The 14,367-nt window shown below is 68.5% G+C and carries 14 protein-coding genes; 12 read left to right on the top strand and 2 right to left on the bottom strand.

Going from position 1 to position 14,367, the window contains the following annotated elements:
• Positions 1–144: 144 nt before the first annotated feature.
• From AAHB17_RS21090 to AAHB17_RS21110, 5 genes are all read left to right on the top strand, one after another.
• On the top strand, positions 145–393 hold the full coding sequence (locus AAHB17_RS21090) for a LysR substrate-binding domain-containing protein (RefSeq protein ID WP_342132889.1): 249 nt from the start codon (positions 145–147) through the stop codon (positions 391–393).
• A gap of 87 nt (positions 394–480) precedes the next feature.
• Positions 481–1,164 carry a GntR family transcriptional regulator gene (locus tag AAHB17_RS21095; protein WP_342132891.1) on the top strand — a complete coding sequence of 228 codons (684 nt, stop codon included), beginning with the start codon at positions 481–483 and terminating at the stop codon, positions 1,162–1,164.
• Positions 1,161–2,645, top strand: a complete 1,485-nt coding sequence (locus AAHB17_RS21100; RefSeq protein WP_342132893.1) for a malonyl-CoA decarboxylase domain-containing protein — start codon at positions 1,161–1,163, stop codon at positions 2,643–2,645. Before AAHB17_RS21095 ends, AAHB17_RS21100 begins: the two co-directional genes overlap by 4 nt.
• A 69-nt stretch (positions 2,646–2,714) precedes the next feature.
• Positions 2,715–3,719 carry a Bug family tripartite tricarboxylate transporter substrate binding protein gene (locus AAHB17_RS21105; protein ID WP_342132894.1) on the top strand — a complete coding sequence of 335 codons (1,005 nt, stop codon included), beginning with the start codon at positions 2,715–2,717 and terminating at the stop codon, positions 3,717–3,719.
• Positions 3,720–3,869: 150 nt separating this feature from the next.
• The gene (locus tag AAHB17_RS21110) at positions 3,870–5,423 is read left to right on the top strand and encodes a malonate--CoA ligase (protein WP_342132895.1); all 1,554 of its coding nucleotides are present in this window, start codon (positions 3,870–3,872) and stop codon (positions 5,421–5,423) included.
• Here the strand turns inward: AAHB17_RS21110 and AAHB17_RS21115 are convergent.
• A complete protein-coding gene (locus tag AAHB17_RS21115; RefSeq protein ID WP_342132896.1) occupies positions 5,390–6,790 on the bottom strand; it encodes an MFS transporter in 1,401 nt (466 codons plus the stop codon). The genes AAHB17_RS21110 and AAHB17_RS21115 overlap by 34 nt on opposite strands.
• Before the next feature lie 66 nt (positions 6,791–6,856).
• On the opposite strand from AAHB17_RS21115, the gene AAHB17_RS21120 reads away from it, so the two are divergent.
• Positions 6,857–7,756 (top strand): LysR family transcriptional regulator, encoded by a 900-nt coding sequence (locus tag AAHB17_RS21120; RefSeq protein WP_342132897.1) that lies wholly within the window; start codon positions 6,857–6,859, stop codon positions 7,754–7,756.
• A 9-nt stretch (positions 7,757–7,765) separates the two neighbouring features.
• Here the strand turns inward: AAHB17_RS21120 and AAHB17_RS21125 are convergent, their stop codons facing one another.
• Positions 7,766–8,209 (bottom strand): universal stress protein, encoded by a 444-nt coding sequence (locus AAHB17_RS21125; RefSeq protein WP_342132898.1) that lies wholly within the window; start codon positions 8,207–8,209, stop codon positions 7,766–7,768.
• A 145-nt stretch (positions 8,210–8,354) separates the two neighbouring features.
• Between AAHB17_RS21125 and AAHB17_RS21130 the strand changes: the two genes are divergently transcribed.
• The 6 genes from AAHB17_RS21130 (at position 8,355) to ccoP (ending at position 14,192) form a co-directional block, all read left to right on the top strand.
• Positions 8,355–10,769, top strand: a complete 2,415-nt coding sequence (locus AAHB17_RS21130; protein ID WP_342132900.1) for a heavy metal translocating P-type ATPase — start codon at positions 8,355–8,357, stop codon at positions 10,767–10,769.
• 18 nt (positions 10,770–10,787) lie between these two features.
• Positions 10,788–10,925, top strand: coding sequence for a cbb3-type cytochrome oxidase assembly protein CcoS (gene ccoS, locus AAHB17_RS21135; protein WP_342132902.1), 138 nt, complete (start codon positions 10,788–10,790; stop codon positions 10,923–10,925).
• Positions 10,926–10,993: 68 nt separating this feature from the next.
• Positions 10,994–12,451: a cytochrome-c oxidase, cbb3-type subunit I gene (gene ccoN, locus AAHB17_RS21140; protein WP_446719638.1), complete on the top strand. Its 1,458-nt coding sequence runs from the start codon at positions 10,994–10,996 to the stop codon at positions 12,449–12,451.
• Between the two features lie 18 nt (positions 12,452–12,469).
• Positions 12,470–13,096 (top strand): cytochrome-c oxidase, cbb3-type subunit II, encoded by a 627-nt coding sequence (ccoO, locus tag AAHB17_RS21145; RefSeq protein WP_342132903.1) that lies wholly within the window; start codon positions 12,470–12,472, stop codon positions 13,094–13,096.
• A gap of 10 nt (positions 13,097–13,106) precedes the next feature.
• Positions 13,107–13,253: a cbb3-type cytochrome oxidase subunit 3 gene (locus AAHB17_RS21150; protein WP_342132904.1), complete on the top strand. Its 147-nt coding sequence runs from the start codon at positions 13,107–13,109 to the stop codon at positions 13,251–13,253.
• A 27-nt stretch (positions 13,254–13,280) separates the two neighbouring features.
• The gene (ccoP, locus tag AAHB17_RS21155; protein WP_342132905.1) at positions 13,281–14,192 is read left to right on the top strand and encodes a cytochrome-c oxidase, cbb3-type subunit III; all 912 of its coding nucleotides are present in this window, start codon (positions 13,281–13,283) and stop codon (positions 14,190–14,192) included.
• Positions 14,193–14,367 lie beyond the last annotated feature (175 nt).

The raw sequence follows: 14,367 nt of genomic DNA on the forward strand, positions 1-14,367 counted from the left end.
GGCACGTGACGGTGGCCGAGGTGGCGCGTTACCCGCTGGCCAGGGGCGGCGCCGGTGTGACCCACGCGCCAACTGTTCGATCTTGGGTGCAGCATGGCGGGGGTGAGCTAGCGTCTGGCTGTCACCAGCAACTTCTCTTCTTCGGTGCTGTTGCCCCTGGTGCAGGGGCAGGGCATCGTGTTGTCGAGCTACCTCTCGGTGGTCCACCTGGTGCAGTCTGGGCAGCTGGTGGCCGTGCCCTTCGACGAGGCGCAGCTGCAGCAGCGGCGGCTGCAGCTGATGGCGCCGCCGGGTCGGGTCCTGCCGGCCATGGTGCAGGCCTTCGCGCAGGCCATGGGGGTGGCCATCGAACGCCACGGCAAACGGCGTCTGGGCATACGGCGTCGGGTCTGAGAGCCCGCGACCCGGCAGAAACCCGGCAAAAACCCGCTTGACAAACTTCAATCGATGGCTTGTAATTTTGCGTAATTACACGAAATTATGACAAGCGCATCCACCCACGCCGCACCGCAGTCACTTCACGAAGAGGTGGCGACCCGCCTGCGCGAGCTGATCTACAGCGGCGAAGTGCCCCCCGGTTCCTTCATCGACGAGCCGGCGCTGTGCACGCGGATGGCGATTTCGCGCACGCCCCTGCGGGAGGCGCTCAAGGTCCTGACCGCCGAGGGCCTGATGCGCCACGAGCCGCGCCGGGGCTGCTTCGTCAACGAGGTGACCGAGCGCGATCTGGACGAGATCTTCCCGGTCATCGCGCTGCTCGAAGGGCGTTGTGCCTATGAGGCCGCCGCGCGCGTGAGCGACGCCGACCTGCGGGCGCTGGACGGGTTGCACCAGCGTCTGCGCGACTGCGCCCAGGCTGGCCACATCGCCGCCTACTACGAAGCCAACCACGTCATCCACGAAGCCATCATCGAGCTGGCGGACAACCGCTGGCTGGCCCAGGTGATCGCCGATTTGCGCAAGATCCTGCGCCTGTCGCGCCAGCAGTCGCTGCGTGTCGAAGGCCGCATGGAGCAAAGCCTGTCCGAACACATGGCCGTGTTCGCCGCCTTGCAGGCGCGTGACGGCAGCGGCGCCGAGGCGGCCATGCGCACCCACTTGCTGCGCCAGCGCGAGGCGCTGCGCGAACTCTCCCGTCAACAACCCCGAGGCCTGCTGTCATGAGCAACACCACTGAATGGATCGGTCGCAGAGTCTCCAAGCTGTTGCCGTCCAAGCCGCCCCGCGCGGAGGAGGCACGGGCGGTGACCGCGGCTGCCAGCCCATCGTCGGCCCCGGTCGCCGGGCGCGGCAAGCCAGGCGCCCGCTCCACGCGCGAGCGCCTGGAGGCCACGCTGCGCCACGGCGACGAGGCCTTGTCACCGCGCATGCTGCGGCGCGTGCTGGAGGAGCTGCGGGCGATCATCGACCCACGGGTGAGCGAGGTCGAGGGCGGGCGCCGGGCCATGACCATGGCCGCGTGGTACGCGGGTGCCACGCCGGCGCGCCGGCGCGACCTCTGGCTGCTGATGAGCGAAATGTTCGTGGCCGACCCGAAGAAGACCGCCGAGGCCCAGGCCCGCTACGCCGCGGCCCTGGGCACGCCCGACGAAGCCGCCGCCGAGGTGCACTACCGGCGCGCCACGGTGTCGCCACGGCGCAGGTTGCTGCAGCGGTTCAGCGTCTACCCCGGCGGCGTGCAGTTCCTGGTCGACCTGCGCGCTGAGCTGCAATCCCAGCTCAGGAACGACAAACGCCTTCAGGCGCTGGACGTCGAGATGGAGTACATGTTCTCGACTTGGTTCGACGTCGGTTTCCTCGACCTGCGCCGCATCAGCTGGGACTCGCCGGCCTCGCTGATCGAGAAGCTCATCCAGTACGAGGCGGTGCACGACATCAAGAGCTGGGCCGACGTCAAGAACCGCCTGGACAGCGACCGCCGCTGCTACGGCTTCTTCCACCCGCGCCTGCCGGGTGTGCCGTTGATCTTCGTCGAGGTGGCGCTGGTCGACGAGATCGCCAGCGACATCGTGCCGCTGCTGGACGAGTCGGCCGCCGCCGCCGACCTCAGGAAGGCCACCACCGCCATCTTCTATTCCATCAGCAACACGCAGGTGGGCCTGCGCGGCGTGAGTTTTGGCGATTCCCTGATCAAGAACGTGGTGGACACGCTCAAGCAGGAATTCCCGCAGCTCAAGACTTTCGCCACGCTGTCCCCCATCCCCGGTCTGCGGGGCTGGCTGGCTCGCCAGGCGGGCGCCGAGCTGGCCCGGCTGGACACGCGCGAGCTGCGTGAACTCGGGCGCGCGGTGGGCTACGAACCACCTGCCGCCGAACACCTGCTGGCCGCGCTGGACAAGCCGCTGGCGCTGGACGCCAAGTCGCCGGTGCGCCGTTTCCTGATGGCGGCCGCCGCGCGTTACCTGGGCCAGCAGTGGCAGGAAGGCAAGCCGCTGGACCCAGTGGCGCGTTTCCACCTCGGCAATGGCGCCCGCGTCGAGCGGCTCAACTGGGCCGGTGACCCCTCGCCCAAGGGGCTCAAGCAGTCCTACGGCCTGATGGTCAACTACCTCTACGATCTGAAACGGCTGGACCGCCACCGTGCCCAGCTGGCCCAGGGCCGCATTCCCATGTCGGGTGATGTGGAGGCCCTGCTGAAGGCCTGAGCCCGACCGCCCGCGCGATTTCCCAACCGGCCGGAACCACCCGGCCCCCATAACGACTGGAGACAAACGATGAACCACTCTCTTGACCGCCGCAGCCTGCTGCGCCAAGCCTCGGCCCTGGCCGGTTGGGGCGCGCTGGGCACGCTGGGCCACGTGCCGGCCCACGCCCAGAACGCCTGGCCGAACAAGCCCGTGACCATGGTCGTGCCCTTCCCGGCCGGTGGAGGCACCGACGCATTTGCACGCCCGCTGTCTGCGGCCTTCGCCAAGCTCACCGGCCGCCAACTGGTGATCGACAACCGCGGGGGCGCGGGCGGTACCCTGGGGGCGGGCATCGCGTCGCGGGCCGCGCCCGATGGCTACACCCTCTTCATGGGCGCCGTGCACCACGCCATTGCGCCCTCGATGTACCCCAAGCTGGACTACGACATCGAAAAGGACTTCGTGCCCATCGCCCTGGTGGCCAACGTACCGCAGGTGGTGGTGGTCAATCCCAAGAACGTCAACGTGCCCGACTTCAAGGCGTTTCTGGAGCTGATGCGCAAGAACCCGGGCAAATACAACTACGGCTCGGCGGGCACCGGCACCTCGCACCACCTGGCGGGCGAGCTGTTCAAGCAGCAGAGCAAGACCTTCATCACCCACATCCCCTACACCGGGGCCGGCCCGGCCCTGCGCGACCTGGTCGGTGGCCAGGTGGACATGATGTTCGATGGCCTGGGCTCCTCGGCCACCCACATCAAGAGCGGCCGCGTCAAGGCCCTCATGGTCTCGGGCAACAAGCGCAACCCGGCCTTCCCCGACGTGCCCTCGGCCGCCGAGGTGGGTCTGCCCGACTACACCGTGACCACCTGGTACGGCGTCTGGGCACCCAAGGGCACGCCACCCGACGTGCTGGCCCGCATCGGCGAGGAGATCCGCCGCTGTGGCGCCAGCGACGATGTCAAGACCGCCTGGGCCAACAACGGCGCCGAGTTTGCCAGCCTGACACCGCAGCAGTTCAGCGGCTTCGTCAGCGACGAGGTCAAACGCTGGGCGGCGGTGGTCAAAGCGTCGGGCGCGAAGTTTGACTAACCCCCCGCGCCGCCTGCGGCGTCATCCTCCCAGCGGGCGATGCGAGCGGACCGGCGAAGCCGGCTCCGCCGCATTCCCGGGTGGGGTTGGGGCGTGCCTGAGCATGTGCCCTTCGGGGCGGGTCACAGATTTTTTTCACGCGATACTCCTATGAGCCAACACAACCTCTTTGCCGCCCTGCGGGCCGCCTTTCCCGCCGATCTGGACCGCACGGCCATCGAAACCGACAACGGGCTGGCCTACTCTTGGCGTGACATCGACCGCGCCACCGCCATGGTGGCCAACCTGCTCGGTTCGCTGGACATCCCGCCGGCCTCGCGCATTGCGGTGCAGGTGGAGAAATCGGTGGAGGCGGTGGTGCTGTACCTGGCCACGCTGCGGGCGGGCCACGTGTTCTTGCCGCTCAACACCGCCTACCAGAGCGCCGAAATCGACTACTTCATCACCAACGCCGAGCCGGCGGTGGTGGTCTGTTCGCCGGTCAACTTCGGCTGGGTCAGCAAGATTGCCTTCAGGGCCGGCACGCAGCATGTGTTCACGCTCGGCGACGACCGCAGCGGCTCGCTGCTGGAGCGCGCGGCGCACTGCAGCGACCAACACACCGTGGTGGCGCGTGACCCCGACGATCTGGCCGCCATCCTCTACACCAGCGGCACCACCGGCCGCAGCAAGGGAGCCATGTTGTCGCACGACAACCTGCTGTCCAACGCGCGTGTGCTCAAGGACTACTGGGGCTGGAAGCCGGGTGACGTGCTGATCCACGCGCTGCCCATCTTCCATGTCCACGGCCTGTTCGTGGCCCTGCACGGCGCCCTGATCAACGGCAGCAAGATCCTGTGGATGGCCAAGTTCGACCCCAGGCGCGCGATCGCCTGGATGGCAGAGGCGACCGTCTTCATGGGCGTGCCCACGCTGTACGTGCGCATGCTGGGCGAGGCCGGTCTCACGCGCGAGGCCACGGCCCACATGCGCCTGTTCGTGTCGGGCTCGGCACCGTTGCTGATCGAGACCTTCAACGACTGGCGCGGGCGCACCGGCCACACCATCCTGGAGCGCTACGGCATGAGCGAAACCGCCATGCTGACCTCCAACCCCTATGCGGCCGACGCGCGTTTTGGCGGTCAGAGCGAGCGTCGAGGTGGTACGGTGGGTTTCCCCCTGCCGGGCGTCGAGCTGCGCGTCGCAGGCGACAACAACAAGCCGCTGCCGGTGGGCGACATCGGCGCCATCCAGGTGCGTGGACCCAACATCTTCAAGGGCTACTGGCGCATGCCGGAAAAGACCGCCGAGGAGTTCACCGCCGACTGCTTCTTCAAGACCGGTGACGTGGGCAAGGTGGACGAGCGGGGTTATGTCACCATCGTCGGGCGCAGCAAGGACCTCATCATCAGCGGCGGCTACAACGTCTACCCGGCCGAGATCGAGGGCTACATCAACGACATGCCCGGCGTGGCCGAGAGCGCGGTGGTTGGCGTGCCCCATCCCGACTTTGGCGAGGTGGGCGTGGTGGTGGTGATCGCCAAGGCCGGCGCAACGCTGGACGCCGATCGCATCATCGCCGACCTCAAGGCCAAGCTGGCCAACTTCAAGATCCCCAAGCGTTGCTTCGTGGTGGCGGAACTGCCACGCAACACCATGGGCAAGGTGCAGAAGAACCTGCTGCGCGAACGCTACGCCACGCTGTTTGCCCCCGGTGCGCGCTGAGGCGCTGACGCCAGAGGTGCCAGCCAGCGGCTGCACAGCAGGGCGGCGAGCGCGGCCAGCGACGCGCAGGCGAACACCGCCTGCAGGCCATCGGCCATGCGCGTGCCCAGCAGCCCGGCCATCAGCGCCACGCCGAGGCTGCCGCCCAGGCTGCGCAGCATCACGGGGGTGGCCGTGGCGATGCCCATGAACTGTGGCGGCGAGCTGCGCTGCGACACCACCGTGACGATGGGAAACAGCAGGCCCAGGCCCATGCCGGCCGGCAGCAAGCAGGCCGAGATGAGTGGCGCCGAGGCGGGGGCCCAGGCCAGCGACAGCGCCAATGCCAGGAAGGACAGCAGCAGCAAGGCGCTGCCCACACCGGCCAGCCGGCGGGCGGCCACCTGCGCGCGCAGCAGCTTGCCACTGGTGACGGCGGCGGCGGTGATGCCGGCCATCAGCGGCAACAGATGCCAAGCCGACGCCGTGGGCGACAGGTGCAGCATGGTTTGCAGGTACTGCGGCACGAAGACCACGGCGGCGTACATTGCCACGCCGGAACACAGGCCGATGGCGGCCGTGGCGGTGTAGGCGGGGTGGCGAAACAGGCCGGGCGGCACCAGCGGATGCCCGGCGCGGAACTGGCGCCAGACGAAGGCGGCACCGGCCTTGGCGGCGACGGCCAGCAGCACGCCCAGCGACAGCCAGGCGGGCAGTTGCAGCTTGCCGTGCTGTGTGGCCAGCAGCGTGGCGACCAGCGCCAGCGTCAGCGTGGCCGCGCCCCACCCATCGATGGATGCCGCCTGCCGTGGCGAACGCGGCGTCGTGCGGGCCAGCACCAGCCAGGCCAGCAAGGCCAGCGGCACGTTGATCCAGAACGCCCAGTGCCAGGAGACGTGCTCCACCAGCCAGCCGCCCAGCAGCGGGCCGAACATGGTGGCGACACCGTAGCTCGCGCCCAGCATGGACTGGTAGCGCCCACGTTGTTCCGGCGGGAACAGGCTGGCCACGGTCAACATGGTCAGCGTCAACAGGCCACCACCACCCGCGCCCTGCAGCGCACGCGCCATCACCAGTTGCGCGAGGGTCTGGCTGGCGCCGCAAGCCAGCGAGCCCAGCAGGAACAGGGCGATGGCCAGCAGCAGCATGGGCTTGCGGCCCAGAACGTCGGCCAGGCGGCCATAGAGCGCGATCACCACCGTGGCGGCCAGCAGGTAGGCCGAGAACACCCATGCCAGCGGCAGCGTGCCGGGCAGGTCGTGCGCGATGGCCGGCAGCGCGGTGGACAGGATGGTCTGGTCGAGCGCGGCCAGCACCAGCACCACGACCAGCATGGCGAAGGCGAGCAGGGGCCTGGTGGTGGGCGAGGGCAGGGCGGGGTGGGTCATGGCCGCAGTGTCGCGGGCGTTTTCATGTCTGTACAGTGCAATGTTTGGAACACATACTTGCACCAGATGAAAGATTACGACCTCAACCTGCTGCGCGCGCTGGACGCGTTGCTGAGCACCGGCAGCGTGACCGGCGCGGCCGAGCGCATGCACCTGAGCACGCCGGCCATGAGCCACACATTGGCGCGCCTGCGGGAGGCGTTTGCCGACCCGTTGCTGGTGCGGGCCGGGCGGCGGCTGGTGCCCACCGTCCGGGCCCAGGGCCTGGCGGAACCGGTCAAGCAGTTGCTGGCCCAGGCCGATGCGCTGCGCAAGCGCTTGGACACGGGCGATCTGTCCCAGGTGCGGCGCCGCTTTGTGCTGCGCGCGGCCGAGGGCATGTCGGTGGGTTATGGGGTCACGCTGGTGCGGGCATTGACGCAGCACATGCCGCTGTCCAGCCTGCAGTTCCTGCCCGAGAGCCACCACGACCCGGCCGGCCTGCGCGAGGGCCGCATCGACCTGGATTTGGGTTCAGGCCACCGACAGGACCCGGAACTGGTGGTCGAACCTCTTGCCGACCGCAACCTGCTGGGGCTGGTGGCCGCCGACCACCCAATGGCCCAGGGACGGGTGACGGCGCGGCGTTTTGCCGCCGCCCGGCATGTGGAGGTGCTGACCCATCCGGGCGAGGCGTCGGCCGTCGACGTCGAACTGGCGGCGCACGGCCTGCAGCGCAACACCGTGCTGGTGGTGCCCAGCGTGTTTGCCGCGCTGATCGTGTGCGCCCGCTCGGACCTGGTGGCCTGCGCGCCCGAGCGGACCGCGCGTGCCATGGGCGCATCGCTGGGGCTGCACATGTTCAAGCTGCCGCTGAAGCTGCCGGCTTCGCCGCTGCGCCTGGCCTGGCACCCGCGCCAGCATGGCGACCCCGCGCACCGCTGGCTGCGCGAGACCTTGCTGGCGGCCCTGCGCCAGCCACGTTGACGTGCTCCGTCAGCGCAACACCAGCACGGGGATGTGCGAGTGTGTCAGCACCTGGGTGGTTTCGCTGCCCAGCAGCAGGCGCTTGATGCCGCGGCGGCCGTGCGAGGCCATGACGATCAGGTCGCACTTGCTGCGCTTGGCGTTGGCGATGATGGCCTCTGAAACCAGATCGGACTTGGCGGTGATGGCCTTGACCTTGATCTCGCGTTTCTGGCCCGCCGCCTTGACGGCGTTGACCACCTGCATGGCCTCTTCCTGCCACTGCGCTTCGATCTTGCTGATCTCGGCCGCGGCCAGGGCCACGCCACCTTCGAAGTAGGTCTGCGGGTAGCGCGGGATCACCTTCAGCGCCACCAGCTCGGCGCCGGTCAGGTCGGCCAGCGCCAGACCATGTTCGACCGCTTTTTGCGACAGCTTGGAGCCGTCGGTTGCAACCAGGATGCGCTTGTACATGGTGTGTCCTTTGTGTTGTGGGAGGGGCCGTGCCATTGTGGCGCAGCCCCCTTGGCTTTCCAAGTCCAAGGCTAGCAGCACGGAGCCGGCCCGCCTTGACCTAAATCAAGCACGTGTGCGGTGGTTTGACTTAAGCTTGGCGTCCATGACCGATGCCGCCCGCGCGAGCGTTCCCCCGCCCTGGCCCGAGGCGCCCGTGGGCCAGGGAGCGGCCATCGGCGGGCCGTCCCTGCCGACGGGTTCGCTGGAGGTGAACGACGATTTTTCGGCGCTCGACGATCCGGACGAGCAACGCGCCTTCACCGACTTCGCCGACCCGGCCCAGGGGGGCGCGGCCACGTCGCTGCTGGTGGTGCAGGGCATGCACTGCGCGGCCTGCGCCGACACGGTGGAGGCGGTGCTGTTGTCCCAGCCTGGCGTGCTGCGGGCCGAGGTCAATGCCGCCAGCCGACGGCTGAGCCTGCAATGGGACCCGGCGCTGGCGCGCCTGTCCGCCCTGTCCGGCGCGGTGGGGCGCGCGGGTTACCGCCTGCTGCCGCTGTCGCAGGCCTTCAGCCTGGGCCAGCGCCTGGCCGAGACACGCAAGGCGCTGTGGCGTCTGTTCGTGGCCGGCTTCTGCATGATGCAGGTCATGATGTACGCGTGGCCGTCCTACGTCACCGAGCCGGGCGAGATACCGGCCGACATCGCGCAACTGCTCAGCTGGGCAAGCTGGGTGGTCAGCGTGCCGGTGGTGCTGTTCGCCAGCGGGCCGTTTTTCGCCGGCGCCTGGCGCGACCTGCGCCAGGGCCGCGTGGGCATGGACACGCCGGTGTCCCTGGGCATCCTGGTGACCTTCCTCGTCAGCACGGCGGCCACGCTGGAGCCCACTGGCCCCTGGGGCGCGGAGGTTTGGTTCGACTCCCTCACGATGTTCGTGTTTTTCCTGCTTGGTGGCCGCTACCTGGAACTCAAGGCGCGCGACCGCACCGCTGGCGCGCTGGACGCGCTGGTCAGCCGCCTGCCCGAGACCTGCGAGCGCGAACTGGCTGGCGGCGGCCACGAGCAGGTGGCCGTGCGCCGCCTGCGCCAGGGCGACGTCGTGCGGGTCCTGGCAGGCCAGGCCTTTCCTGGCGATGGCGAGCTGGTCGAGGGCAGCGCCAGCATCGACGAGGCCCTGCTGACCGGCGAGGCCCGCCCCGTGACCCGCCGCCAGGGCGAGATCGTGGTGGCCGGCAGCTTCAACCTCGCAGGCCCGGTGCGTGTGCGTTTGACGGCCGTGGGCGCCGACACCCGCTTCGCCCAGATCGTGGCCCTGATGGAGCGCGCCGCCACCGACAAGCCGCGCCTGGCCGTGCTGGCCGACCGTTTGGCCGGGCCCTTCCTGGTGCTGGTGCTGCTGGCCGCGGCCGGTGCGGCCCTGTACTGGTGGCCCACCGATCCGCACCGCGCCATCGCCACGGCGGTGGCTGTGCTGATCGTGACCTGTCCGTGCGCGCTGTCGCTGGCCACGCCAGCTGCCATGCTGGCCTCGGCCGGCGCGTTGGCCCGTCGTGGGGTGCTGGTGCGTCGCCTGCAGGCCTTCGAAGCACTGGCCAGCGTGGACGTGGTGGTGTTCGACAAGACCGGCACCCTGACCGAGGACCGCGCGCGGCTGACCGCCGTGCACACCCGCGAGGGCATGACGCGGCCGCGCGCCCTGGCGCTGGCGGCGGCGCTGGCCGGTGGATCACGCCACCCGGTGGCGCGCGCCATCGCCCGCGCCCACGCCGAAAGCGCGCCGGTGCCGGCACCGGCCATGGCCGCCATGACCGTCACCGAAACGATGGGGCAGGGCATGCTCGGCGTGCTGGACAACGGCCGCGAACTGCGCCTGGGTTCGCCCCGTTTCTGTGGGGTGGACGACTTGGTGCTGGCCGCGCGGGGCGTCAACCCGCATGGCGCGCCCCGCGCCCACCTGAGCGATGGCGACGGCTGGCTGGCCACCTTTGTGCTGGACGAGGCCTTGCGCCCCGACGCCGCAGCCACCGTGGTGCGCCTGCTGGCCGAGGGCCTGCAGGTGCGGCTGCTGTCGGGCGACCACCTGGTGGCGGTGCGCCGCGTCGCGCAGGAGGTGGGCATACGCGACGTGGTCGCCAGCGCCAGCCCCGAACAGAAGCTGCAGGACATCGAAGCCCTGCAGGCCAGGGGCCTGCGGGTGGCCATGGTGGGCGACGGCCTCAACGACGGCCCGGTGCTCGCCCGCGCCGACACCTCGCTGGCGCTGGGCCACGCCCTGCCGCTGGCCCAGGCGCAGTCCGACTTCGTGCTGCAGGGCGGGCGCCTGGCCGACGTGGCCGACGCATTTGCACAATCCCGGGCTACCATGCGCATCGTGCGTCAGAACCTGACCTGGGCCGCGGTCTACAACGCGGTCTGCGTGCCCCTGGCACTGGTCGGTTGGATGCCGCCCTGGCTCGCGGGCCTGGGCATGGCAGGGAGCTCACTGTTCGTGATCGGCAACGCGCTGCGGCTGGCCCGCCGTGGTGAAGCCGCCACACCCGTGCTGGCCGCCGCATCCTTGGCGAGCCGGGCAGCTTGACACCCAGAAAGGGCTCCCGTGGACGTTCTCTACCTTCTCATTCCCCTCTCGGTGCTGCTGGTGCTCGGCATCATCGCGCTGTTCGGCTGGGCGCTGCACAGCGGCCAGTTCGACCACGTCGAGCGCGAGGGCGAACGCATTCTCGACAGCGATTGACCTAGGTCAATCCCCTGTGGCGGACGGCCGGTGACACTCGGCCAAGGATTATTGAGAGGAGTTTCTGTATGTCTGTGAATACAAAGGCCAGCCAGTCGGCGGTCTACAACGACAAAGTCGTCAGGCAGTTTTCCATCATGGCCGTGGTCTGGGGCGTGGTGGGGATGCTGGTGGGCGTCATCATTGCCGCCCAGCTGACCTGGCCAGAGCTGAACCTGGGCATTTCCTGGTTGAGCTATGGCCGGCTGCGCCCGCTGCACACCAACGCGGTGATCTTCGCCTTCGGTGGCTGCGCGCTGTTCGCCAGCAGCTACTACGTGGTCCAGCGGACCAACCAGGTGAGGTTGTTTTGCGCGCCGCTGGCCGCCTTCACCTTCTGGGGCTGGCAACTGGTCATCGTGCTGGCCGCCATCACCCTGCCGCTGGGCTACACCAGCGGCAAGGAGTACGCCGAGCTGGAGTGGCCCATCGACATCCTGATCACCCTGGTCTGGGTGTCCTACGCCATCGTCTTCTTCGGCACCGTCGGCATGCGCAAGGTGCGCCACATCTACGTGGCCAACTGGTTCTTCGGCGCCTTCATCCTGGCCGTGGCCGTGCTGCACCTGGTCAACAGCGCCGCCATTCCCGTCGACCTGTTCAAGTCCTACTCGGCCTACGCCGGTGTGCAGGACGCCATGGTCCAGTGGTGGTACGGCCACAACGCGGTGGGCTTCTTCCTGACCGCCGGCTTCCTGGGCATGATGTACTACTTCATCCCCAAGCAGGCCGAGCGCCCGGTCTACAGCTACCGCCTGTCCATCGTCCACTTCTGGGCGCTGATCTTCACCTACATGTGGGCGGGTCCGCACCACCTGCACTACACCGCGCTGCCCGACTGGGCGCAGTCCATCGGCATGGTGTTCTCGCTCATCCTGCTGGCGCCCAGCTGGGGCGGCATGATCAACGGCATCATGACCCTGTCGGGCGCATGGCACAAGCTGCGTGACGACCCCATCCTGCGCTTCCTGATCGTCTCGCTGTCCTTCTACGGCATGTCGACCTTCGAAGGTCCGATGATGTCCATCAAGACCGTCAATGCGCTGTCGCATTACACCGACTGGACCGTGGGCCACGTGCACTCGGGCGCTCTGGGCTGGGTCGGCTTGGTCACCATGGGTTCGCTGTACTACCTGGTGCCGCGCCTGTACGGCCAGAAGAAGATGTATTCGGTGCCCGCCATCGAGTTGCACTTCTGGGTCGCCACCATCGGCATCGTGCTCTACATCGCCGCCATGTGGATCGCCGGCGTGATGCAGGGCCTGATGTGGCGCTCGGTCAACCCCGACGGCAGCCTGACCTACACCTTCGTCGAGTCGGTCAAGGCGACCTTCCCCTTCTACGTCATCCGCCTGCTCGGCGGCCTGCTCTACCTGGGTGGCATGGTGGTCATGGCCTGGAACGTCTTCATGACCGCGCGCCAGGGCCTGCAGGCCGGCGCCGTGCCGGAAGTCCGCATCCCGGCCGCCAACGCCGCACACGCCTGAGCGCCCTAGGAGTCCTACATGGCCAACAACAACGACATCAAGGGTTTCACCCACGAGCGGATCGAAACCAACAACTTCCTCATGATCGTGCTCATCGTGCTGGTGATCGCGGTCGGCGGACTGGTGGAAATCGTTCCCCTGTTCTTCCAGAAATCCACCACGCAGCCGGTGGAGGGCCTCAAGCCTTACACCGCCCTGCAGCTGGCGGGCCGCGACGTCTATGTGCGCGAGGGTTGCTACAACTGCCACTCGCAGATGATCCGTCCCTTCCACGCCGAGACGCTGCGCTACGGCAGCTATTCGGTGGCGGGCGAGTTCGTCTACGACCGGCCCTTCCAGTGGGGCTCCAAGCGCACCGGCCCCGATCTGGCGCGCGTGGGCGGCCGCTACAACGACGAGTGGCACCGCATCCACCTGACCAACCCGCGCGACCTGGTGCCCGAATCCAACATGCCGGCCTACCCCTGGCTGGAGAAGGCCACCGTCAACGAAAACGGCCTGCCCCGTCGCATGCAGGTGCTGCGCACGCTGGGCGCGCCCTATACCGACGACGAGATCAAGGGCTCGGTCGAAGCCGTCAAGGGCAAGACCGAACTCGACGCCCTGGTGGCCTACCTGCAGGTGCTCGGCACCGCGATGAAATAAGGACACAGCCATGGACCTCAACGACATCCGCAGCGTGGTGACCGTGATCAGCCTGGCGGTCTTCGTGGGCATCTGCGCCTGGGCCTGGTCGCGCCGCAACCAGGCCGACTTCGAAGCCGCCGCCCAGCTGCCGTTCCAGGACGAGGTGGATCGCTGAGACGCGTTCAAGCACAAGGAAAACATCATGAGCGACTTCACAAGCGACTTCTGGCACCTGTACGTTGCCGGGCTGACGGTGGTCAGCATCATTGCCTGCCTGATCCTGTTGTGGATCTCGGGCACCACCAAGGTCAAGGCCTCGGGCGACAACACCACCGGCCACGTGTGGGACACCGACTTGCGCGAGATGAACAACCCCCTGCCACGCTGGTGGGTCTACCTTTTCGTCATCACGGTGATCTTTGCCCTGGTGTACGCCGCCCTCTACCCCACGCTGGGCAGCTACAAGGGCACCCTGGGTTGGTCGTCCGCCGGCCAGCACGCCGATGAGGTGAAAAAGGCGGTCGACGCCACGGCACCGCTGTACGCCAAGTTCAACGGCCAGCCGCCCGAGCAACTGGCGGGCGATGCCCAGGCCATGGCCGTGGGCGAGCGCCTGTTCATGAACAACTGCGCCCAATGCCACGGCTCGGACGCGCGCGGCAGCAAGGGCTTCCCCAACCTGACCGATGGCGACTGGCTCTACGGCGGCGCCCCCGACGTCATCAAGACCACCCTCCAAGGTGGTCGCCAGGGGGTGATGCCGCCCATGGCCGCCGCGGTGGGCTCGTCCGAGGACGTGCGCAACCTGGCCCAGTACGTGCTGAGCCTGTCGGGCAGCCCGCACGACAGCATTCAAGCCTCGCTGGGCAAGTCCAAGTTCGGCGCCTGCGCCGCCTGCCACGGCGTGGACGGCAAGGGCAACACCGCCATGGGCGCGCCCAACCTGACCGACGGCGTCTGGCTGCATGGCTGGGGTGCCGACGCCATCATCAAGATGGTCAACGAAGGCAAGCACAACGTGATGCCGGCCCAGAAGGGCAAGCTGACCGACGACCAGATCCACGTGCTGACGGCCTACGTCTGGGGCTTGTCCAACAAGCCGGCGGCGAAGTAAGTCAGTTCCTCTTGAGCGGTGGCGGGGCGCCTGTGCCCCGCCTTGAAAGTTTTTGTGAGCACCAGCGACAGCCTCAACAAGGTCATTCCCATCGCCGCCGCGCCGGGGGGGGGGGGGGGGGGGGGGGGGGGGGGGGGGGGGGGGGGGGGGGGGGGGGGGGGGGGGGGGGGGGGGG

The sequence above is a fragment of the Hydrogenophaga sp. OTU3427 genome (assembly GCF_038440225.1).
Classification (GTDB): domain Bacteria; phylum Pseudomonadota; class Gammaproteobacteria; order Burkholderiales; family Burkholderiaceae_C; genus Hydrogenophaga.